Consider the following 20,984-nt stretch of genomic DNA (forward strand, 5'->3'; position numbering starts at 1 on the left):
GCATAACGTGAAACACGTCACTTTGGTGAGCCTCGTCACGAAAACCGCGGATGCAGAACATATTCACGGGCTATTTATCCAGACAGCGACTTGGGTTGACCTTGTTCTTCTGGTCCAGGTCCCCCGCGAGCCGGCGCCGGAAAATTTCTAAGATTTCCACCAGCCCGCATGCCTTTTCACCTCTATGGAGCTGTTTAAATGCAGGAAGTGCGGCACCTTGCGGTGCCGCACTTCCTGCCGGTCAAGCTTCATGCAGCGATTAGCTCAAGGTCCAGGAGCGCTTGGACAGGCCATACCAGAAACCGTCAATTGCGGTCTTGGCGTCGATGCCGCCCGAGGCGTAAGCAGCCCCCAGAGCAACATACAGCGGAGCCCAATGCTCCGAACGCGGATGCGCTTCGCGCGCTGCCGGGGCCTTGTGCAGGAAGTCGAGGATGGAGTCCACGTCGCCGCGGGCCATGGCTTCTTCTGCCCAGTGGTCGAACTCGCTGGAGGCCGAAGGAGGGGCCGCATCAGCTCCACCGGCCGGGTTGAACCACTTGAGGTTGTGCGTGGTGAATCCGGAGCCGACGATCAGGGTACCCCGATCCCGCAGGGGGGCCAAGGACTTGCCCAAATCGAAAAGCCCCGAGGGATCCAGTGTTGGCATGGACATCTGCACCACCGGGATATCGGCTTCCGGGAACATTTCCTTCAGTGGCACGTAGGCTCCATGGTCCAAGCCGCGGGTCTCATCGCGTTCCACGTGGTGGCCGTAGGCCGAAGTGAGACGTTCGACTTCATTCGCCAGCTCAGGTGCCATCGGGGCGTCGTAACGCACGTCGTAGTAGTTCTGCGGGAAACCCCAGAAGTCGTAGACCAGCTCATTCTTCTGGTGGGTGGCGCTCAGTGTCACGGGCGCATTTTCCCAGTGCGCTGAGATCATCAGAATATCTTTGGGCTTCTCGAAAGCGCCCGACCATGCGGCTAGTTCGCCGGTCCAGCGCTGATCGTCGGCCAATGGAGGCGCGCCATGGCTAAGGAACAAGACGGGAGGGGTGTCGGATCGCTGAGTCATGATTCAAAGCTAGCAATCATTAGTTGAAGCGTCAAGCTTTATTTTTCGGTCCCCGCTACTGGCAAGGTTACTGAATCCACGATCGCCCCCAGGAGAACGACAATCGCAGACGATTTTCCCAACCTAGTCTTTTCCGGGCACTAAATGACGTTCAGCTACTGTGTCCCTTTTCGTTTCACGCTTCGGATTAGTACGGCTACGGAGTCCAATATCAGACTTATTGGCCGTTGAACTTTAGAATGGTTTCTATGCAAGAAGAAGAATTGATGCAGACGGTCGAAGAAGAATTCACCGCCATCTTATTGCGTGCCCGCCAAATGCTGATCCGTCGTGCCAAGATCATCCACCCGGATCTGCAGGACCCGGGGTACCGCTTGCTTGCAGTGGTCATCCGCGATGAGGCGCAGCAGCAGGGGGCGCTCGCAGAGAAGCTGCGCTTGGACAAGGCAACCATTTCGCGCCTCGTGCAGCACCTTGAGTCCTTGGACCTCGTCACTCGTACCCAGGATCCTGCCGATGGCCGGGCCCAGCTGGTCTCGGCAACAGATACTGCCAAGGAAAAATGGCGTTCGAGCGGCAACACGTTGCGTGAGGAACTGCGCCGCCAGCTCAAGGAATGGGAAGCATCCGAACTGAAGAACTTCGGAGATCTCCTGCATCGCCTCAACCACAGCTTTGACGAGATACTCTAATGCCCCACAAGCAGCTGAAGCTTTGGAAACCATCTAGTTTCCAAAGCTTCAGCTTTTTGCGCATCAATCCATCAGTGCCAAGAAATCATCGGCATTCAGCGCGGCGCTCTGAGCGCCCTCGGCAGTGTCGCCCAAGACATCGTTGAACAGCTGCGTCTTCTTGGCCTGCAGCGCGAGCACCTTGGATTCGATGGTGTCCTTGGCTACCAAACGATACACATAGACGGGCCGGGTCTGCCCGATGCGATGGGCACGGTCAATCGCCTGTGCTTCAGCCTGGGGGTTCCACCACGGGTCAAGCAGGATGCAATAGTCCGCTGAGGTGAGGTTGATGCCGAATCCTCCGGACTTCAGCGAGATGAAGAAGACCGGGAAATCCCCCTCGCTGAAACCGTCAATCAGTTCCTTGCGCCGCGGTCCACTGGTGGAGCCGTCAAGGTAACCGTGCTCAATGCCCAATTCCTCGGCGACGTCGCGTGCCCTGGACAGGAAGCTGGTGAATTGGCTGAAGACCAGGATCTTGTGTCCTTCGGAAACCGCATCCCCCATGAGCTCGCGCAGCATTTCCAGCTTCGCGCTGGGCGCATTGCCTTCGCCTACCAGCGAGGGATCCAAAGCCAGCTGGCGCAGCAAGGTCAGCGACTGGAGAATCCGGAAGCGATTCGAATCGACATCGCCAACCAGGCCCAGCACTTCTTGCCGCACGCGCTGGAAGCGGCGGTCATAGGCTTTCCGGTGCCCTGGCTCCAGCTCGACTTCCAGGACCTGTTCGGTCTTTGCCGGCAGCTCGGGAACGACCTGCTCCTTGGTGCGGCGCAGCACGAATGGTCGCAGACGGTTCTTCAAGCGTTCCATCCGCTCTTGGTCCCCGTCGGCGATTGGCTTCTGGTAGTTGTCCTTGAAGGACTTCGCACCACCCAGCAGGCCAGGGGCTGCCAGCGAGACCAACGCCCACAGTTCCATGAGGTTGTTCTCCATGGGCGTGCCCGTGACCACGAATTTGCACGGCACCGGCAGCTGCCGGGCCTGCTTGTAGCCTTTGGAGGCATGGTTCTTCAGCTGCTGGGCCTCGTCCATGATCATCACGTTGAAACCGGCGGCCTCAAAATCCTCATAGGCCAAGCGGAAGATCGTGTAGCTGGTCACCACCAACTGGGCATCGCCGATCTGCGCGGCCAAGCCCTCGCCGTTCTTCTTCGCTGTCGAGGTGATGCCGGTGACGCTCATGTGCGGGGCAAAACGCTGCGCCTCATTGATCCAGTTGCCCACCACCGAGGTAGGGGCAAGCACCAGGAACTTCTGTGCAGGATCCTCGACGCGTGCCTGTTCCAGGCAAGCCAGCAGCTGGACAGTTTTGCCCAGACCCATGTCGTCGGCGAGGACTCCGCCAAGGCCGTGGGTGCGCAAGAAGTCCAGCCAGGACAGCCCATGGCTCTGGTAGGGGCGCAATTCGGCATTGAAGCTTCCCGATAGCGCAACCGGCTTTATCTCTTCGCCGCTTTGCAATGCCTTCATGGTCTGCAGCCACTGGTTGTGCTGGGCTTCGATAATTCCAAGATCCACCAGTTCCTGCCACCAGTCGATGCTCAACTTGTGGATGCGAATCGTATCGCCCTGCACGGTGCCCAGCTCCCCGGCTTCGGAGATCAGTTGGCGCAGCTGGGCAAAGTCCGCACCATCAATCGGTATCACCGTCAGGTCATCGAGGATGAGGTATTCATCTTGCTTGGTCAGGGCTTCGAGCAGCAGCGCGAACGGCACTTTGATCTCGCCCAGGAGCACTTCCACGGACAGGTCGAACCAGTCCCCCGTGCTTTCACCCGCTTCGACGCTGACCGTCGCCGGGGCATCGCTGATCCGGTACTTCGGCAGCCGATTCTGCTCCTCGATGATGACATCGGGATGCTCTTCCAACAGCGGCAGTGCGTGGACCAGGAAGTCGATGGACTCAGAGGTGCTGAATTTCTTCGGAGGGAAAATTCCTGATGAGGTCAGTTGCCCCAGCGAACCCAGCTCGCCGAGCTTGTCCTGCACCGAAGCGGCAATTTCCTTTTCCACGGCATGCTGGCGAGGTCCCTTGGTGGAGTACTCCCAGGAATAGCGCACGGTCAGCGGGGTTTGGATGCTTTCCAAGGACAGCTTGAGGCTGGGGCGCGCGGGAACCGGGATGCGGTAGCTGCCATCTTCGCTCTTCAGCGGCGCCATCACGCGCAATCGGTCCAGATGCTGGGTCTCGAAAAGCTCGATGGCTCCATCCGGAACGATGTGCGCACCGGAGTCGATGAATGCCGCCAGTTCCTTCGTGACCGGTTCAGCGAACTGCGCCAAGCCGAGTTCCTTGGCTTTCGGCAAAGGGCTGGAGGCGTAGGCCAGCAGGGTCGGCGGCGTGCCGATCGGCAGGAGGTGGTGGCGCTCTGCACCCGGCCCGCGCAGCTTGCCTTCCATGCGCAGGCCCTGCTCAGTGCGTCGCACATCCACGTGGGCCATGGCCGGTTGCTCGCTGAACTCCACCGGGAGTTTGGCAGCGGATCCCCCGTTGACGATCTGCACTCCGGCTTCGCGCAGGGCCTCGAAGGCGTCCATCAAGTCCTGGCCCGGCAGATCCATCAGCGAGATCCAGTCCTTGGGATCCCACGAATGCCGGTAGGTATTCTGTTCTACGTGTTCGCGCAGCCGGTCCAATTCAATGACCGCTCGGCGCTGCTTCTTGGAGAAGCGCGCATCGAAGGCGACATTGCGCCAGCTGACTCCGGTCTGGACCCAGGGGCTCTTGGTGCCCCGGCGGGCCGGCCGCGCCTGCAAGGTCAGCGCGTCCTCGCCGCCGTAGCGGGGTTCGCTGACCACTTTCAGGATCAACCCCAGCGGCTCCTCGGCGATCGGCGGCTCATCAGAAATTACCGGAAGCAGGCGGTCAAGGGTCCGCTCCCACTGCGGCTTGCTATTGCGTTTCCATGCGAAAGGGTCCACCCCGGAGTCGGAGACGAAGAAGCCCTGGTCCTCTTCGGTAGTGACTTCAATGAGCAAGGCGGCGACATCCTCGCAGGATTGAACGCCCGGATGCTTGCTGCAGAAGCTGGTGAAACTGATATTGCCGCGGTTGATTTGCAGCTCGGCCATCACCGATTCGCGCAGCACCATTGCGGAAATGCGGGAATATCCCGGCTTCATGTCCCGGTGGACGATCTCCACTTTTCCCGAATCGCACAGGAACTGGCCCAGATTGTATTCGGATTCGGTCACCAAGGTCTGGGCCGCAGAAAGTGTCAGCTGGAATTCCATACTCGCCGTTCATTGTTCGTGCAGTGGGCGCCCGAGAGCTCGATCCCATCTTAGCGAGCAGCCAGACAAGTTGCCCGATGACGAAAAGTTACCCCTGCCCTTTACGCGCTGGCACCGCAACCGATAGAAAAGAACCACAGAATCACGAGTTCCGCTCTTTGAGCCCTGGCTGAGTGGATGGCAACCCTCCTGCGTCATTGTGCGGGGTGCCCCAGGTGAAGATTCGACGCATCTTGAACGCCAAGGTGCGTAAGCGATGGCGCCCCTTGCGCCAGAAAGGGGATTAACTCCTCATGTCTAATGCAGCATCTACCCTGACCGTATCCGAAGACCGCGCACAGCGCCTGCAGGAAGCAGGCAAGGGCTGGGGCGAACGCATCTCGGCGGCCCCGCAAAGCGCCAAATTGACCTTTACCGTCGAGGGCGAGGGTTTCGATTCGGTAGCCAGCAACGTTGTCTCCGGGAAGCACACTTTCCAGGTCGACGAACCAGCTGCCCTGGGTGGCAATGATGTCGCGGCAAGCCCGGTGGAATATGCGCTCGGCGCGCTGATCTCCTGCCAGGTTGTGGTCTACCGCTTGTACGCGCAAAACCTCGGCATCCAGGTGGACGAGGTGAAGATCCAGGCCAACGGCCACCTCGATGTCCGTGGCCTCTTCGGCATTGACAAGTCCATCCGCCCGGGCTTCTCGTCGGTGGAACTGGACATCCAGATCACCGGCCCCGAATCGGCCGAACGCTATGAAGAACTGCGCCAGGCAGTGGATGCCCACTGCCCGGTACTGGATCTGTTCGCCAACCCGGTACCGGTGACCACTGCGGTGAGCATCGCCAGCTAGCAGATGCGGCAATGGCGCCCCGGGGCCGGATCGGAAAAATTCCGAACCGTTATCCGGGGCGCCATGCGCATGCTGAACTCTTGCTTATCCCTACCGCGTCTGCGAGTAGAACCAGTTAATGTGCTCTTCGAGCAGCTGGGCTGCCCGTTCGCGCTGATTCGTCGCAAAGGCGTGGTGGATGGCCTTGTGCTGGCGGCGCAGCACGCGCACCACCGGCTGCCAGGCCTCGTCGCTGGGCACTGAGTCGGAGACGTAGTCGCTGATCGAGTTGCGCAGCGATTCCATCATCGATTCCACCACGGCGTTGCCGGCCATGGAGGCCAGGAGCACATGGAACTCGGCATCGATGCGGTGGAAGGACTCGCGGGAAAGCTGCGGGTCGTCCATGCGCATGATCAGCACCGCGGTGCGGTCGATCACCTGCTGGGCGTAGACCGGGTCGCGGGGATTCATTTGCGCGGCCCAGGTTTCCAGCAGAATGCGCGACTCGACGATCTCGCGGACGTTGATGCCCTTGGCCGCCAAGTGCAGCCGCAAGGCCTGCGAAATGCCGGCCGAAGGGTTGGAGATGATCACCGCTCCGGAGTTGGGCCCGGAGCCGGTAGACGTCTTAATAATGCCCATCACATCAAGGATGCGGATGGCATCGCGGACCGAAGCCCGCGAAATCCCATGCCGCTCCGCGAGCGCACGCTCGCCGGGAAGCTGGTCGCCTACGGATAGCTTCTCTGTGCGCAGATCTTCTTCAATTGCCTGGAGAACGATCTGGTACGCACGCGGAGCTGGGTTCATTGACATCGGATCTATTTTAGCCGGTCAAGACTATGGCAGCATCCAGGACAGCACCGGGGTGGACTGCAGGTAAACCAAGCAGCACAGCACCAGCAGCATGCCTACGGACCAACCGGCGACCTTCTTCAGGATCACCGATTCCTGGCCTTCCATCTTCACCGAGGTGGCGGCGATGGCCAGGTTCTGCGGGGAGATCAGCTTGCCGACCACGCCGCCGGAGGTGTTGGCGGCAACCAGCAGGCTCGGATCGATGCCGGCATTGACGCCAGCGGTCTGCTGCAGCTTAGCGAACAGCGCGTTGGCCGAGGTGTCCGAGCCGGTCACTGCGGTGCCGATCCAGCCCAGGATTGGCGAGAGGAAGGCGAAGAACGCGCCGGTTCCCGCCAGCCAGGTGCCGATGGTGATGGTCTGGCCGGACAGGTTCATCACGTAGGCCAGGCCGAGGACCGACAGGATGGTCAGTGCCGCGAAGCGCATGTTGTAGATGGTCTTGCCGATTTCGGCAGCACCCTCGGCGAAGGTCATCTTGTATTCGCCATTGCCGTCATTCAACGAGTAGACCAGGGCCACGATCAGGCCGGTGATCAGCAGCAGGGTGCCCGGGGAAGACAGCCACTGGAAGTTGTAGACGGTGGAGGTGACCGCTTCGCCTTCGGCGTTCAGGATCTTGCCATCCAGGCCCGGCCAGCCGAACTTGATGTCGGTGCTTGCCAGCCATGCAGGAATGTCGACGCCCAGCTTCCACAGCTTGGCCACGCCGAAGATGACGATGACCAGCAGGTATGGGAACAGAGCCATCCAGGTGTTGCCTGCGTGCAGCTTGGTGTTGCCTTCGTGCGGAAGCGCAGCGGCTTCAGCGGTCAGTACGCGCTGGCGTGCTTCGTCGGCGCCCTTCGGGGTCCAGAAGCGAAGCAGGATCACTGCCGCGGCCAGGCCGATCAGCGAGGCGACGATATCGGTCAGCTCGTAGGAGAAGTAGGTGGAGCACAGCCACTGCGCGACACCGAAGGAAATGCCGATGGTCAGCGTTGCCGGCAGGGTCTGGCGCATGCCGCGCCAGCCATCGAGGATCAGCACCAGGATCGACGGGACGAACAGTGCCAACAGCGGGGACTGGTGGCCGACGATGGCGCCGATGTCGGCAGCCGGGATGCCGGTCAGCGCGCCTGCGGTGGTAATCGGAATGGCCACGGCGCCGAAGGCTACCGGGGCGGTGTTGGCGATCAGCACGGCGCAGGCAGCGCGCAGCGGGGACAGGCCCAATGCCAGCAGCATGGTGGCGGTAATCGCCACAGGTGCGCCGAAGCCTGCCAACGCCTCAAGCAGGCCGCCGAAGCAGAAAGCAATCAGCACGGCCTGGATGCGCACATCGCCGCCGCCGATGACGTCGAAGACCCTGCGCAGGTCCTCGAAGCGGCCGGATTTGACGGTCACCTGGTAGAGGAAGATCGCCATCACGACGATCCAGACAATCGGGAAGGCACCGAACACCATGCCCATGACCCCGGAGTTCAACGCGAGCCCGACGGGCATGTGCCAGCCGAAGATCGCGACGATGATCGCTACAGCCAGCGACCCCAGGCCGGCCCAGTGGGCCTTGACCTTGATGATCGCGAGGAGCACGAAGAATGTGAGCAGCGGGATGAGTGCAACCAGCGCCGATAGCGCGATGCTCCCCGCAATGGGGTCTGTCGTGGGTGTAAACACGGTGTGGGCGTCCTTACTCGAGATGGTCTGACCATATGTGGTCCGACCACCTAGAGTACAAGGTGAGAGCTATCACAACAAGTCTTGACTATTTCGAAGAACCTCGCATAGTATGGTCTGACCACACCCTGAAAGAGTCATTTATTATGCGAATTGCTCTCTTTGCCACGTGCATTGTGGATGCTATGTATCCGGAAACAGCCAAGTCGACCGTGAAAATCCTGGAACGCTTGGGCCATGAAGTCATTTTCCCCAAGGCGCAAGCCTGCTGTGGGCAAATGCATATGAATTCCGGATATATGCCTGAAGCGCTGCCCGTCGTCGAAAACCACATTAATGCCTTCGACACCGAAGACTATGATGTCGCGGTCGCCCCCTCGGGTTCCTGCGTCGCTTCGGTCAAGCACCAGCACCCGTACCTGGCCGAGCGCCTGGGCAAGCCCGAGCTGAAGGACCGCGCAGTTGCCGTCGGCAAGCGCACCTATGAGCTGAGCCAGTTGCTGGTGGATGTCCTGGGCATCACCAACGCGGCAGAGCAGCTGGGCAGCTACTTCCCGCAGACCATCACCTACCACCCTTCCTGCCACGGCATGCGTTCGCTGAAGCTCGGCGACCGCCAGCTGGATCTGCTCAAGACCGTTGGCGGCATCACCGTCAACGAGCTTCCGGAAGCCGACCAGTGCTGCGGCTTCGGCGGCACCTTCGCGATCAAGAACTCCGATGTTTCCTCGGCGATGCTCGAAGACAAGATGAAGAACATCTGCTCCACCGGCGCTTCGGCCTGCGCAGGCGGCGACGCCTCCTGCCTGATGCACATCGGCGGCGGCCTTTCGCGCACCGGAGCCAAGCCAAAGACCCTGCACCTGGCCGATATCCTGGCCAGCACCATGGAAGAGACGGTGTCACTGTGACCCAGGTATTCCTCGGCATGCCTGCCGGCGGGCAGGGCAACCTGTTCGAGACCGAGCCATTCCCCAAGGCGGCGCACCGCGAACTGGGCAACACCCAGATGCGCAAGAACCTGCGCCACGCCACCCACACCATTCGCGACAAGCGGCTGAACGTCGTCGGCGAGCTCCCTGATTGGGAAGAGCTGCGCGACGCCGGCAGCGCCATCAAGAACCTGACGATGGCCAACCTCGAAGAGCGGCTGGAGGAGTTCGAGAAGAACTTCACCGCCCGCGGCGGCGTCGTCCACTGGGCCCGTGACGCGGCCGAAGCCAACAAGATCGTCACCGAGCTGGTCAAGGCCACCGGCTCGAATGAGGTAGTCAAGGTCAAGTCCATGGCCACCCAGGAAATCGGCCTGAACGAGCACCTGGAAACCGAGGGCATCGACGCGTTCGAAACCGACCTCGCCGAGCTGATCGTCCAGCTGGGCAACGACAAGCCAAGCCACATCCTGGTTCCGGCCATCCACAAGAACCGCACCGAGGTGCGCGACATCTTCCTGAGCCAAATGCCGGTGGTGGATCCGAACCTGACCGATGAGCCGGCCAAACTGGCCGAGGCCGCGCGCAAGCACCTGCGCAAGAAGTTCCTCGCCGCCAAGGTCGCCATCTCCGGCGCGAACTTCGCGCTGGCCGACACCGGAACCCTGGGCGTCGTGGAATCCGAGGGCAACGGCCGAATGTGCCTGACCCTGCCGGAAACCCTGATCACCGTCATGGGCATCGAGAAAGTCCTCCCCCACTGGGAAGACATCGAGGTCTTCATGCAGCTGCTGCCGCGCTCCTCCACCGGCGAGCGCATGAACCCCTACACCTCGCTGTGGACCGGGGTCAGCGAAGACGACGGCCCGCAGAACGTGCACATCGTGCTGCTGGACAATGGCCGCACCCGGGCCCTGGCCGACCGTTTCGGCCGCACCGCACTGAACTGCATCCGCTGCTCAGCCTGCATGAACGTGTGCCCGGTCTACGAGCGCACCGGCGGCCACGCCTACGGCTCCACCTACCCGGGCCCGATCGGCGCGATCCTCTCCCCGCTGCTGACCGGCATCGAGGTCGAGGAAAACGGCTCCCTGCCGTACGCGTCCTCGCTGTGCGGCGCCTGCTACGACGCCTGCCCGGTGAAGATCAACATCCCTGAAATCCTCGTGCACCTGCGCGGCGACGATGTGGATGCCAACCGCGACAAGCACAAGATCCCTACCCAAATTGATCTGCTGATGAAGGGCGGCTCCTGGGCACTGGGCAAGGGCAAGAACATTGGCCTGCTAGAGAAGGCCCTGCCGCTGGGCCGGCTGGTGTCCGGCAAGGACAAGAAGATCAAGAAGCTTCCGGGCATCGCCGCAGGCTGGACCGCCAGCCGCGACATTCCAGCCCCGCCAAGCAAGTCCTTCCGCGACTGGTGGAGCGACGAAAAGGAGTCCAAGTGAGCGCAAAAGACGAAATCCTCGGGCGGATCCGCTCGGCGCTAGCCGATGCGCCCGTCGCGCCCGAAGTTCCACGCGAATACCGCAAGACCTCGGACATGGGCGAAGCCGAGCTCATCGAGCTGCTGGTCGACCGCCTGGTGGATTACAAGGCCGGAGTGGACGTCATCGACGCCGCGCAGATCCCGGAATTCGTGGCCGCCAAGCTGGCCGGCGCCTCCAGCGTCGTCTACCCGCACGGACTGGACAGCAGTTGGCTCTCCGCGCTGGGCGAGAGCATTGCGCAGCGCGTGGATGCCCCGGGCGCACGCCTGGGCATCGCCGAGCTGGATGAAACCAGCGCCGTGGTCACTTCCTCGGCAGTGTCGGTTGCCGAGTCGGGCACCATCATCCTTGATGGCGAGCCGAACCAGGGACGCCGCGCGATCTCGCTGGTGCCAGATCACCATGTGTGCATCGTGCCGGTTTCCTCGATCGTGCGCCTGCTTCCGGAAGCCATGCCTCGGCTGACGATCACCCGTCCGCAGACCTGGATCTCCGGTCCATCGGCCACCAGTGATATCGAGCTCGAGCGCGTCGAGGGTGTGCACGGCCCGCGTACGCTGGACGTCCTGATGGTCCGCGGCCTCTAAGGCCAGCTCACCAAGCTATCGCGGCCGGTTCCCCTCCTAAACCTCCAGGGAACCGGCCGCGAGTTTTTAATGCCTTCCAGCTGCCATTGCCGGTTACTGCCCGGCAATGAAATCTTCCAAGCCGGCTTCAATGCGCTCACGCGCCGCGAAGACCGCCGAGGGCAGCCCAGCCTCGAACATCTGGCGGAAGCGCACCGGCGGGATGGAAACGCTCAGTCCCGCGACCACCTCGCCGGCCCCGTCCCGGATGGCCACGCCCAATGCGTTGGCGCCGACTTCGGTCTCTTCCAAGTTCACGGCAAAGCCCCGCCGGTTGGCCGTAATAAGCTCCTGCTCGAAACCGGCAAACCAGGACTGCGGGAAGTCGGTGCCGTTGATCCTCGATTCGAGAAGGTACAGGTCCTTGACCGCTGGGAGACCCAGCTGGGCGAGCATGGCCTTCCCAGCCGAGGCGGAATGCGCCGGCATCACCTCGCCTTGCCGGTCCCCCACACGCACGGCGCGCGAGCCTTGTACGGTGGCCAGGAAGCGCACTTGCGTGCCCGCGCGGACCATCAGGTTCACGGTCTCGTCCAGCTCATCGCTCAGTGCCTGCAGGTGCGGATGCACGCGGCGACGCAGCTCTGCCGTCCAGCTCATTCCCGCCGGAGCCACGCCCAAGGCCGGGCCGGGAATGTATCGATGAGCGGCATCCTGGTCGGCAAAACCGCGGTACACCAGCATGGCCAGCAGCCGGTGGGCCGTGGAGCGCGAGATGCCCAATTCCAGCGCCGCATCACTCAGGCGCAGGGTGCCGAAATCGCGCAGCAACTCAAGCAGTGCCAAGGCATTATCCACCGAGGCAATGGGATAGGACGGCCGCTTCCGGCGGTATCTCTTGAACTGCATGCTCCGAGCTTACGCGCTGCATGCGGCCCGCTCCGAAGTGCGCAGCATGGCCCAGGATTCTGCTCTGCAGAACAACATGGCCTGAGATCGCGGGAAAGCAATAGCCTCAAGGCAATCCTTTTACCTTTCCACAGCGGCATCACGGCGCTGTCAACCTGCAAAGGCCGAACATGCAGTACTACCTCAATGGCTTCCGCACCGGAAGCCCCGATATCCAGCCAGCGCAGCGCGAGCACGACCCGGAGGTACTCCCCACTCAGGTTGATGTGCTCATCGCCGGAACCGGTCCGGCCGGGGCCATCTTGACTGCGCAGCTCGCCGAGTTCGGCGACCTGCACACCCTGGTCATCGAGAAGAATGGCGAACCGCTCCCGATGGGCCACGCCGATGGCGTCGCCTGCCGCACGGTGGAAATGTTCAACGCCTTCGGCCTGGCAGACCGCCTGCTGCGCGAAGGCTACAGCGTGAACGAGACCGTCTTCTGGGGCCCTGATGCCAAAGACCGTTCGCAGATCACGCGCAATAGCCGGGTCAAGGACGTTGCCGAAGGCCTGAGCGAATACCCGCACCTGATCGTGAACCAGGCCCGCCTCCAGGATTTCCTCTTCGACAAGGCCTCCAAGAGCCCAAGCCGTACAGCTCCCTACTATGGAGTAGAGCTGATCTCCGTGGAAAACACCAATGACGGGGACTATCCTGTGGCGGCCACCGTCCGGCGCAACGGCGAAGAGCAGCAGATCCAGGCCAAGTACGTGGTGGGCACCGATGGTGCCCGGTCCGCTGTGCGCCGGTCCCTGGGCATCAAGCTCGAAGGCGATGCCCGCAACCATGCGTGGGGCGTCATGGATATCCTGGCCACCACCGACTTCCCGGACATCCGCTTCAAGGCAGCCATCCAGTCCGCCGATGGCGGTAACATCCTGTTGATCCCACGCGAGGGCGGATACATGGTCCGCATGTACGTGGACATGGGAGACCTGGACCCAGAAGACCGCGAGGCGCGCAGCCGCTTCACCTCGGACCAGCTGATTGCCACCGCGCAGCGGATCATCCACCCCTACTCGCTGGACGTGAAGGAAATCGCATGGTGGTCAGTCTATGAAGTCGGCCAGCGCGTGGCCGCCCGTTTCGATGACCTGGATGCCAATGCGGCCCCTGATGCGTCACCGCGCATTTTCATCGCCGGGGATGCCTGCCACACCCACTCGGCCAAGGCCGGCCAGGGCATGAATGTTTCCATGCAGGACACTTTCAATCTCGGCTGGAAACTGGCAGCCGTGCTGCAGGGCCGCGCCCACAGCCCGCTGCTGCGCACCTACTCCGAAGAACGCCAGGCCATCGCCCAGGAACTGATCGATTTCGACACCCACTGGTCCAAGACCATGTCCACCGCGCCCAAGGATCCCAGCAAGCCCGAAGCAGGCGGGCTGGATCCAGACCAGATCCAGGAGCAATTCCAGCGCGGCGGCCAGTTCACCGCCGGCTTCGGCACCCGCTACACGCCCTCGCTGCTCACTGGAGGCACCGAGCACCAGCATCTGGCTGCCGGCTTCCCCGTCGGCGAGCGCTTCCACTCTTCGGATGTCACGCGCATTGCCGATGCGCAGCGCATCGGCTTGGGCCACACCGCCCAAGCAGATGGACGGTGGCGCCTGTACGCCTTCGCGGACCGCGATGCCAAAGGTGCCTCGCCGAACTACGATGCCCTGATCCAGTTCCTGGCGCAGGACCCGAACTCGCCGCTGCGGCGGTTCACGCCTGCCGGCGCAGATGTCGACGCGGAGTTCGACCTGCGCAGCGTGCACCAGGGTTCGCACACCGAGACCACCGTTGCGGATCTGCCGGCGCTGCTGGTTCCGGCCAAGGGCAAGTACGGCCTGCGCGACTATGAAAAGGCCTTTGCCTCGCAGCTGGTTGACGGCGGGGAGGAAATCTACGAGGTTCGCGGCATCGACCGTGCCACCGGGGCACTGGTGGTCGTTCGCCCGGACCAGTACGTCTCCATGGTGCTGCCCTTGGACGGCACCTCGGCTCTGACGGAGTTCTTCGCCCGATTCATGGCCGGAACCGTGGTGACTGCCTGACGTGCGGCTCGTCTTGTGCCCTGCACCACTGTCGTGAATGGCAGTTGTGCAGGGCGCGCTCTGCTTACATGGGTAGGTAAGCAGAAGAAATAGATGCGAAAGGCCGGAATGCGGCAAGATCAGGACCTCCAGTCTCGGGCACATGGCGTTCCCGATTCTGCTTTGCGCTTCATAGGCTTCCTCTCCTTCTTCGACCGCTATGGCACCCCGCCGATGCTGGTCGCTTTGTCGGTCGGCACCTCGCTCAGCTTCGCGCAAGCGGTCCAACTGGTAGCGTCCTATGCCTTGTTCTATGCCATTGGCCAGCCGATCTGGGGCATGCTCAGTGATCGCTTCGGGCGCTTGGCGGTGTTGCGTGCTGCGCTCATCGGAGCCGCACTGGCCGCAATCGCAAGCATCCTGTTCACCAACTACCTGCCGCTGCTCATTGCCCGCTCCATCTCCGGACTCATGTTCGGAGCGCTGTACCCGACCCTTTTGACGCTGTTGGGCGATACCCGCACCGGTGTAGAACGCGCCCGGGGCCTTTCCGATCTGCAGGTCTATTCCTCGCTGGGCACGACCTTGGCGACGTTGGCTTCGGGAGCATTGGCGTCCTATGCCAATTGGCGGCTGGTGTTCTTCTTGCCTGCACTCGGTTGCATTGCTGCCCTGTATTCCCTGCGGAAGTCCGCGGAGCCGGAGCGTTCCCGGTCCGGGTTCAATTTCCGTGCCGCGTTGCGTCCAATGAATTTGGCCCTCTACGGCATCATCTTCCTCGAAGGCGGCCTGCTGATGGGCTTGCTGACCTATATTGTCCCGGCCTTGCAGGAATCAGGTGTCTCCATCGGCCTGGCCGGAGCGCTGGGCTGCGCTTTCGCTGTGGGAGTCATCTTGGGCGCGCGCTTGATGCGCCGATTGGTGGCACGTTTCAGCCGAACGTGGCTTATCGGCGCTGGCGGACTGGTGCTTTGCGCGGCGTTCCTCCCCTCAGCATTCGCACCATACCCTGCCTCGTACACCGTCACGGCATTCCTGCTGGGCGCCACGAATGCCATCATGCACTCGTCCATGCAGGGCTGGGCAACCGATATCTCGCCAGACGCGAGGGCCACCACCGTTTCGCTCTTCGTCTTTGCCCTGTTTGCCGGAGCTTCTGCGGCGACCTACCTCACCGCGGATCTGGCGCAGCATGGCGGCTACGGCCAGATCTTCGGCTTCGGGTTGGCATTCAGCCTGCTGCTCGTGGCGTTGGCGACCGGCACCCATGCGCTCTGGCGCCGAAAGCATCCTGCAAGCTAGGCATCCTGGCAGGTTCGAGCCTTCATTTCGTTGCGGAAAGTTCCTATTGCTCAGACGCTTTGGCCATCTGCATGAGAGAATCTTGAACTAGGCGCATGAGCTTCACGAACGGAAAGCAGGTTGTCATGACCAGTCCAAGCGAAGAACCGAGAAACCCTTATTCTTCGGGACAGCAGGGGCAGAACCAGCAGTACCAGCAACCTGGCTACTACGAGCTCAATGGGGTGCCTCAGCAGCCGTACTACAACCAGCAGGCTCACGGCCAGCCGGGCCCATATCCCCCGGGCAACTTCGGCTATCCGCCTGCAGCCCATTTCGAAGGCGCCCAGTTGGCGCAGACTTCGATGATTCTTGGCATCTTGTCCCTTTTCGTTGCAGGCGTGATTCTTGGGCCGATTGCTATTTCCAAAGCCAACAAAGCCGAGAGGGAATTCAACACGGCAGCCACGGTCGGCAAGGTGACCGGCTGGATCGGCACCATTTTCGGCATCCTTTGGGTTGCGTATTTCGCTTTCATGTTCCTCGGCTTGCTCGCCTTTTCCATGGAACCTTCATTCAGCGAGTTCTAGGCACCTCGCAATTACGCTCTTAACGGCAAAGCCCCGTCTCACTTTCGTGAGCCGGGGCTTTCCGGTATCGGCCCTTACGCCGTCATCCCCATGACGGCTTTCGGGAAACTATTACTCTGCGGTTGGCAGTACGAACGAAGCGTCGATTTCGATCTTGACCTTGTCGCTGACCAGAACGCCACCGGCTTCCAGTGCTGCGTTCCAGGTGATGCCGAATTCCTTGCGGGAAATGGTGGTCGATGCGAAGAAGCCAACGCGGGTTGCACCGAAGGCGTCAACAGCTTCGCCGCCGAGCTCAGCTTCGAATTCAACTTCCTTGCTCACGCCGCGGATGGTCAGGTCGCCAACGAGAACAAACTCTCCGGCGTCGCCCTTGACTGCGGTGGACTTGAAGGTCATGGTTGGGAACTGCTCAGCGTTGAAGAAGTCCTCGCCCTTCAGGTGAGCGTCGCGGTTGGCATCCTTGGTGTTGACCGATGCGATCTGGACGGTTGCCTCAACCGAAGAGTCGGCCAGGGTCTCGCCGGTGGTCAGGGTTGCATCGAACTCGGTGAAGCTGCCGCGCACCTTGGAGATGCCTGCGTGGCGAACCGAGAAGCCGATCTCGGAGTGCGATGCGTCGAGGTTCCAGGTTCCGGTGGTCAGTGCAGTTGCAGTCATGTCTACATCCTTTCGTCGGGCCGCCAAGTAGTTGACGCCTCAATTTGTTTTGCTGATACCAGTATGACACTAATGAAGTTGAAGCGTCAACCACTTTTCGCAAGAAAAGTTCAAACCGGATCGCCGTAAGGTTCATTTTTCGAATCTGACTAGGAAAGTTTCCGATGAAATTATTTTTCAATCACCCCTTTACTCCTGCACGTTGATGGCTAGACTGAGGCCATGAACGCAAATAACCCAGACCCCAATCATGTCCAAGAGGAAGCCGAGCTATCTGCAGAGCTAGAGGAAATTTGGCAGGAAGAATCCATCACTACCGCTGCCAGCACCGAAATCGCCGATGAAGTCGACGGCGAGCTCGGCACCCGTGATCAGCCGTAGGCAGAGGGCATCCACCTATCTCCATCCTGCAAGCAAAACCATCGGAGCGGAACCAATCCCCAGTGAATCCTCGGCAACATTAAACTGGATCCCCGGCATCGAGATGCCGGGGATCCAGTATTTATTGCCTGCAATTTGCGTTGCCGGGATCAGGGTTCGGAGACCAGGCCCTCTCCAACCATCCATTCGAAGGCAACATCGGCTGGTTCACGTCCAACGACATCGACCTGGTAATTCAGCTCCATCAAGACCTGATCGGTCAGCAATGGAGCGATCTGGTCCATGATCTGTTGGATCTCCGGGTGCTCGTCAAGGAATTCTCCGTTGAAAGCCGGGGCAGCGTTGTAGCTCGGGAAATACTTCCGGTCATCTTCCAGGACGGTCAGGTTCAACGCCTTGATGCGTCCGTCAGTGGTGAAGACTTCGCCGAAGTTGCACGCGCCATTAGCGGTCGCCTGGTAGATGGCACCAACATCGTACAAACCGATATTGTCCTCGCTCACCTCAGAGCCGCGGTCGATGCCGTAATGCTCCAGCATCGGTGTCAGACCGTCGCGGCGGGAGTTGAATTCCGGGTCGACGCAGAACGTCAGTTCGTCGGGATCCAGCTTCTGCAGCTCGGAAAGCTTGGTAATCCCCAGCCGCTTGGTCGTTTCCTCGTTCATCGCCAACGCATAGGTGTTATTCAACGGAGCCGGGTTCCCCCAGACGATTCCGTTGGCAACATCCTCATCATGCACCGCCTGCCACTGCTCCTCCTCGCCCACGACAGGCTTCTCATGGCCCAAATACGTCAGCCAGGCGGTACCGGTGTACTCCCAGAGCACGCTCGCGTCGCCGGAAAGCAGCAGCTGGCGCGCCGGCTGGGACCCGGGAACATTGGTCAGGTCGGTGACATCATACCCAGCGGCTTCGAGTGCGATCACGGTGATCTTGCCCAGCAGCAGCTGCTCGGTAAACGCCTTGGATGTCACGGTCACGGACGTGCTTGCAGCATTGTCGACCAGCGGCTTGATCTCGGCCGGGCCGGCTGGGGGCACAGTGCCGGTCGAGGGGCTCAGCCCGCAGCCGGTCAGTCCGATCAGCGCGGCCATGGACAGGACAGCGAATTTCAGTTTGCGGTTCACGAAAGTCCTCTCGGTCGGGCCACCTGTTCGACGACGCGGCCAAGCCAGTCAACCGTCAAGGCCAGCAAGGCCACGAGCAGCGAACCGGCGATCAGCACCACATTCAGATTCAGGTTCACACCCGTGGTGATCAGGATGCCCAGCCCGCCGCCGTTGATGAAGGTGGCCAGCGTCGCGGTGCCGACCAGCAGCACCAGTGCGGTGCGGATGCCCGAAAGCATCACCGGGACGGCCAACGGCAGTTCAACCTTGAACAGCACCGCCATCTGGCTCATGCCGATTCCCCGTCCGGCTTCCACCAGGCGCGCATCAACTTGCTGCAGGCCGACAATGGTGTTTGAGAGCACCGGGAGGATCGCGTAGATCACCAGCGAGATGATTGCGGTTTTCGGGCCGAATCCCAGCCAGAACGCCAAGAGCACGATAACGCCGATGGCGGGTGCCGCCTGGCCGAAATTGGCTATGGCGCGTACCGCCGGGGCGGCCTTGCGCAGTCCCGGACGGGTCAGCAGCACGCCCAGCGGGATGGCGATAAGCAGGACGATGACCGCCGCGATGACCGTGATCTTCAGGTGGTCGAGGGTATACCCCCAAATTGTTGCCGGATCCAGCGTTTGCCGTTCGGTCTCGGTCAGATCGGCTGTCACCAGCCAACCCATCAGGATGGCAAAAGCAGCTGCGATTCCGGCGATTTGCCAAATCAAGCTGCGGGTTTCGGATCTCATGCCGATTCACCACCCTGCCCGGCGGCGGCACCGTCGATGTCCACGACATTGATGGCACCAGAATTCAGGCCTACCGGAGCTTCATGGTCAGCATCCTCGGCATTGTTGGCGGCGGCGATCGCCTCCATGACGGTCTGCACGGTAATGACACCGGTGAGCACATCACGGCGCCCGGTCACCAGGGCCGACTCGGAACTGGCCACCAGCATGGTGTCCAATGCGTCATTCAAGGTTGCCTGCTCGCCGACTACCGGCATGTTCTCGTCGTAGGTCCCCTCGATGATCTGGGCACGCGACAGCTGCCTGCGGTCAAGCCGGCGCAGCGGACGTCCGCGCGAATCAAGCACCACAGCGTATTTGCGTCCGGCACCCTGCAGCTGCGAGAGCACATCCGAAGCGTTCTTGCCCGGGGTGGTGGTCAGCGCGTCTTCCAGCTCCACTTCGTTCACCCGCGTCAGGGTCAGCTGCTTGAGGCCCGCACCCGAGCCAATGAAGTTCTCCACGAACTCGCTGGCCGGATTGGCCAGGATCCGTTCCGGGGAATCGTATTGCTCCAGTTGCGCGCCTTCGTTGAAGATCGCTATCCAGTCGCCGAGCTTCACCGCTTCATCGAAGTCGTGGGTCACGCACACGATGGTCTTCTGGACCTCGGACTGGATATTGAGCAGCTCATCCTGCAGGCGCTGGCGGGTAATCGGGTCGACCGCACCAAATGGCTCATCCATCAGCAACACCGGAGGATCCGCTGCCAGCGCACGGGCCACGCCCACGCGCTGCTGCTGGCCGCCTGAGAGTTCCTTGGGGAAACGGTTCCGGTACAGGTCCGGGTCCAGCGAGACCAGCTCCAGCAGCTCGTCCACGCGGGCGGCAATCTTCTCCTTGGGCCAGCCCAGCATCTTCGGCACCATGGCGATATTTGCGGCCACGGTCATGTGCGGGAACAGGCCGCCGGCCTGGATCACGTAGCCGATGCGGCGGCGCAACTCGTCGCCGTTCATGCTGGTGACATCTTCGCCGTCAATGACAATCTTGCCGCTGGTCGGCTCGATCAGCCGGTTGATCATCTTCAGCGTGGTCGTCTTGCCGCAGCCGGATGGCCCGACGAACATCACGATGGATCCTGCGGGGATCTCGAGGGTCAGGCCGCCGACGGCCGACTTCTTCTGCCCCGGATACGTCTTGGTTACTTCTTCGAGCATGATCGAAGCGCCGGTGACATTCTGGGCCACGGCGTTTTCGGAAATCTTATTATCAGACACGGATACCTCGCGGGGTAGTCAGTCGGCCGATGCCGAGCAAAATCAAGTCAAGAATGAGCGCCAGGATAACGACGCCAACGACGCCGGTAACCACGGATTCCAGGGAGTTCGCGCCGCCTAGACGCGACAGTCCCTGGAAGATGAATCCGCCAAGGCCTGGGCCCAGGGCGTAGGAGACCACTGCGGCAACGCCCATCACCATCTGGGCAGAAATGCGTATGCCCGTGAGGATCACCGGCCACGCCATCGGTATTTCAACGGCGACCAGCGTCTTCAGCCGGCTCATGCCGATGCCGCGTGCCGATTCGATAATGGTTGGCTCGATGTTGTTCAGGCCTACGATCGCATTTCGCAGAATCGGCAAGGCCGCGAAGAACGTCACCACGATGACGGCCGGCGTGACGCCGAAGCCAACGGGAACAATGAGCAAACCGATCAAGGCGAAGGATGGAATGGTCAGGCCGATGGCGCTAATGCCGTTGGCCAAACCGCATAAGGACTTATTGCGGTAAACCAGTACGGCAATAAGGACAGAAATAATTGTCGCCAGGATCAGGCACTGCGCGACGAGCGAGAAATGCTGCCAGGAGGCGAAGAGGATATGGCGAGATCTCTCGCCAATAAAGTCACCCACA

19 protein-coding genes and 1 riboswitch are annotated in these 20,984 nt (G+C 61.4%); of the genes, 9 read left to right on the top strand and 10 right to left on the bottom strand.

The features are described from left to right. Positions 1-259 precede the first annotated feature (259 nt). A complete protein-coding gene (locus tag ACR9WD_RS13715; protein ID WP_434922231.1) occupies positions 260-1,057 on the bottom strand; it encodes a dioxygenase family protein in 798 nt (265 codons plus the stop codon). A gap of 248 nt (positions 1,058-1,305) precedes the next feature. On the opposite strand from ACR9WD_RS13715, the gene ACR9WD_RS13720 reads away from it, so the two are divergent. Next, complete coding sequence (locus tag ACR9WD_RS13720; RefSeq protein WP_434922232.1) at positions 1,306-1,749, top strand: MarR family winged helix-turn-helix transcriptional regulator; 444 nt, start codon at positions 1,306-1,308, stop codon at positions 1,747-1,749. Positions 1,750-1,812: 63 nt separating this feature from the next. Here ACR9WD_RS13720 and ACR9WD_RS13725 read toward each other — a convergent pair whose 3' ends face one another. Next, positions 1,813-5,028: a DEAD/DEAH box helicase gene (locus ACR9WD_RS13725; protein WP_434922233.1), complete on the bottom strand. Its 3,216-nt coding sequence runs from the start codon at positions 5,026-5,028 to the stop codon at positions 1,813-1,815. A 140-nt stretch (positions 5,029-5,168) separates the two neighbouring features. Beyond that, positions 5,169-5,290: riboswitch (SAM riboswitch) on the top strand. A 31-nt stretch (positions 5,291-5,321) separates the two neighbouring features. Here ACR9WD_RS13725 and ACR9WD_RS13730 point away from each other — a divergent pair. Next, positions 5,322-5,867 (top strand): OsmC family protein, encoded by a 546-nt coding sequence (locus ACR9WD_RS13730; protein ID WP_434922234.1) that lies wholly within the window; start codon positions 5,322-5,324, stop codon positions 5,865-5,867. Between the two features lie 90 nt (positions 5,868-5,957). On the opposite strand, the gene ACR9WD_RS13735 is transcribed toward ACR9WD_RS13730, so the two are convergent. Next, positions 5,958-6,659 carry a FadR/GntR family transcriptional regulator gene (locus tag ACR9WD_RS13735; protein ID WP_434922235.1) on the bottom strand — a complete coding sequence of 234 codons (702 nt, stop codon included), beginning with the start codon at positions 6,657-6,659 and terminating at the stop codon, positions 5,958-5,960. Between the two features lie 30 nt (positions 6,660-6,689). Further along, positions 6,690-8,366: an L-lactate permease gene (locus ACR9WD_RS13740; protein WP_434922236.1), complete on the bottom strand. Its 1,677-nt coding sequence runs from the start codon at positions 8,364-8,366 to the stop codon at positions 6,690-6,692. Between the two features lie 146 nt (positions 8,367-8,512). On the opposite strand from ACR9WD_RS13740, the gene ACR9WD_RS13745 reads away from it, so the two are divergent. Genes ACR9WD_RS13745 through ACR9WD_RS13755 form a run of 3 tightly spaced genes read left to right on the top strand, consistent with a single transcriptional unit; the run spans position 8,513 to position 11,375 of the window. After that, a complete protein-coding gene (locus ACR9WD_RS13745) occupies positions 8,513-9,277 on the top strand; it encodes a (Fe-S)-binding protein (protein ID WP_073707794.1) in 765 nt (254 codons plus the stop codon). 17 nt (positions 9,278-9,294) lie between these two features. Beyond that, the gene (locus ACR9WD_RS13750; protein ID WP_434923213.1) at positions 9,295-10,746 is read left to right on the top strand and encodes a LutB/LldF family L-lactate oxidation iron-sulfur protein; all 1,452 of its coding nucleotides are present in this window, start codon (positions 9,295-9,297) and stop codon (positions 10,744-10,746) included. Beyond that, on the top strand, positions 10,743-11,375 hold the full coding sequence (locus tag ACR9WD_RS13755) for a LutC/YkgG family protein (protein WP_285674188.1): 633 nt from the start codon (positions 10,743-10,745) through the stop codon (positions 11,373-11,375). Before ACR9WD_RS13750 ends, ACR9WD_RS13755 begins: the two co-directional genes overlap by 4 nt. Positions 11,376-11,468: 93 nt before the next feature. Here the strand turns inward: ACR9WD_RS13755 and ACR9WD_RS13760 are convergent, their stop codons facing one another. Then, positions 11,469-12,263: an IclR family transcriptional regulator gene (locus tag ACR9WD_RS13760; RefSeq protein WP_121867353.1), complete on the bottom strand. Its 795-nt coding sequence runs from the start codon at positions 12,261-12,263 to the stop codon at positions 11,469-11,471. A 170-nt stretch (positions 12,264-12,433) separates the two neighbouring features. Between ACR9WD_RS13760 and ACR9WD_RS13765 the strand changes: the two genes are divergently transcribed. The 3 genes from ACR9WD_RS13765 to ACR9WD_RS13775 all read left to right on the top strand — a co-directional run bounded on the left by ACR9WD_RS13765 (position 12,434) and on the right by ACR9WD_RS13775 (position 16,197). Continuing rightward, a complete protein-coding gene (locus ACR9WD_RS13765) occupies positions 12,434-14,347 on the top strand; it encodes an FAD-dependent monooxygenase (protein ID WP_434922237.1) in 1,914 nt (637 codons plus the stop codon). A 162-nt stretch (positions 14,348-14,509) separates the two neighbouring features. Further along, complete coding sequence (locus ACR9WD_RS13770) at positions 14,510-15,628, top strand: MFS transporter (protein ID WP_434922238.1); 1,119 nt, start codon at positions 14,510-14,512, stop codon at positions 15,626-15,628. Positions 15,629-15,753: 125 nt separating this feature from the next. Further along, positions 15,754-16,197 (top strand): DUF4190 domain-containing protein, encoded by a 444-nt coding sequence (locus ACR9WD_RS13775; RefSeq protein ID WP_141357255.1) that lies wholly within the window; start codon positions 15,754-15,756, stop codon positions 16,195-16,197. Positions 16,198-16,308: 111 nt separating this feature from the next. Here the strand turns inward: ACR9WD_RS13775 and ACR9WD_RS13780 are convergent, their stop codons facing one another. Next, positions 16,309-16,857 carry a YceI family protein gene (locus tag ACR9WD_RS13780; protein ID WP_121867356.1) on the bottom strand — a complete coding sequence of 183 codons (549 nt, stop codon included), beginning with the start codon at positions 16,855-16,857 and terminating at the stop codon, positions 16,309-16,311. A gap of 222 nt (positions 16,858-17,079) precedes the next feature. Between ACR9WD_RS13780 and ACR9WD_RS13785 the strand changes: the two genes are divergently transcribed. After that, the gene (locus tag ACR9WD_RS13785) at positions 17,080-17,238 is read left to right on the top strand and encodes a hypothetical protein (protein WP_158024707.1); all 159 of its coding nucleotides are present in this window, start codon (positions 17,080-17,082) and stop codon (positions 17,236-17,238) included. Between the two features lie 149 nt (positions 17,239-17,387). Here ACR9WD_RS13785 and ACR9WD_RS13790 read toward each other — a convergent pair whose 3' ends face one another. From ACR9WD_RS13790 to ACR9WD_RS13805, 4 genes are read right to left on the bottom strand one after another with little or no spacing between them, the layout of a single operon-like run. Next, positions 17,388-18,365: a glycine betaine ABC transporter substrate-binding protein gene (locus ACR9WD_RS13790; RefSeq protein ID WP_038993303.1), complete on the bottom strand. Its 978-nt coding sequence runs from the start codon at positions 18,363-18,365 to the stop codon at positions 17,388-17,390. Continuing rightward, the gene (locus ACR9WD_RS13795; RefSeq protein ID WP_038993301.1) at positions 18,362-19,090 is read right to left on the bottom strand and encodes an ABC transporter permease; all 729 of its coding nucleotides are present in this window, start codon (positions 19,088-19,090) and stop codon (positions 18,362-18,364) included. Before ACR9WD_RS13795 ends, ACR9WD_RS13790 begins: the two co-directional genes overlap by 4 nt. Beyond that, positions 19,087-20,289 (bottom strand): ABC transporter ATP-binding protein, encoded by a 1,203-nt coding sequence (locus tag ACR9WD_RS13800; protein ID WP_052254082.1) that lies wholly within the window; start codon positions 20,287-20,289, stop codon positions 19,087-19,089. The genes ACR9WD_RS13795 and ACR9WD_RS13800 overlap by 4 nt, the downstream gene beginning before the upstream one ends. 52 nt (positions 20,290-20,341) lie before the next feature. After that, positions 20,342-20,983: an ABC transporter permease gene (locus ACR9WD_RS13805; protein ID WP_434922239.1), complete on the bottom strand. Its 642-nt coding sequence runs from the start codon at positions 20,981-20,983 to the stop codon at positions 20,342-20,344. Position 20,984 lies beyond the last annotated feature (1 nt).

Source organism: Glutamicibacter sp. PAEs-4, assembly GCF_051161755.1.
GTDB classification, from domain to species: Bacteria; Actinomycetota; Actinomycetes; order Actinomycetales; family Micrococcaceae; genus Glutamicibacter; species Glutamicibacter nicotianae.

Excerpts from the sequence above, each read along its gene's own strand:
- ACR9WD_RS13735 (WP_434922235.1), bottom strand. The coding sequence starts at position 6,659 with ATGAACCCAGCTCCGCGTGCGTACCAGATCGTTCTCCAGGCAATTGAA.
- ACR9WD_RS13785 (WP_158024707.1), top strand. The coding sequence starts at position 17,080 with ATGAACGCAAATAACCCAGACCCCAATCATGTCCAAGAGGAAGCCGAG.
- ACR9WD_RS13715 (WP_434922231.1), bottom strand. The coding sequence starts at position 1,057 with ATGACTCAGCGATCCGACACCCCTCCCGTCTTGTTCCTTAGCCATGGC.
- ACR9WD_RS13765 (WP_434922237.1), top strand. The coding sequence starts at position 12,434 with ATGCAGTACTACCTCAATGGCTTCCGCACCGGAAGCCCCGATATCCAG.
- ACR9WD_RS13780 (WP_121867356.1), bottom strand. The coding sequence starts at position 16,857 with ATGACTGCAACTGCACTGACCACCGGAACCTGGAACCTCGACGCATCG.
- ACR9WD_RS13750 (WP_434923213.1), top strand. The coding sequence starts at position 9,295 with ATGCCTGCCGGCGGGCAGGGCAACCTGTTCGAGACCGAGCCATTCCCC.
- ACR9WD_RS13800 (WP_052254082.1), bottom strand. The coding sequence starts at position 20,289 with ATGCTCGAAGAAGTAACCAAGACGTATCCGGGGCAGAAGAAGTCGGCC.
- ACR9WD_RS13745 (WP_073707794.1), top strand. The coding sequence starts at position 8,513 with ATGCGAATTGCTCTCTTTGCCACGTGCATTGTGGATGCTATGTATCCG.
- ACR9WD_RS13730 (WP_434922234.1), top strand. The coding sequence starts at position 5,322 with ATGTCTAATGCAGCATCTACCCTGACCGTATCCGAAGACCGCGCACAG.
- ACR9WD_RS13795 (WP_038993301.1), bottom strand. The coding sequence starts at position 19,090 with ATGAGATCCGAAACCCGCAGCTTGATTTGGCAAATCGCCGGAATCGCA.
- ACR9WD_RS13775 (WP_141357255.1), top strand. The coding sequence starts at position 15,754 with ATGACCAGTCCAAGCGAAGAACCGAGAAACCCTTATTCTTCGGGACAG.
- ACR9WD_RS13725 (WP_434922233.1), bottom strand. The coding sequence starts at position 5,028 with ATGGAATTCCAGCTGACACTTTCTGCGGCCCAGACCTTGGTGACCGAA.
- ACR9WD_RS13720 (WP_434922232.1), top strand. The coding sequence starts at position 1,306 with ATGCAAGAAGAAGAATTGATGCAGACGGTCGAAGAAGAATTCACCGCC.
- ACR9WD_RS13760 (WP_121867353.1), bottom strand. The coding sequence starts at position 12,263 with ATGCAGTTCAAGAGATACCGCCGGAAGCGGCCGTCCTATCCCATTGCC.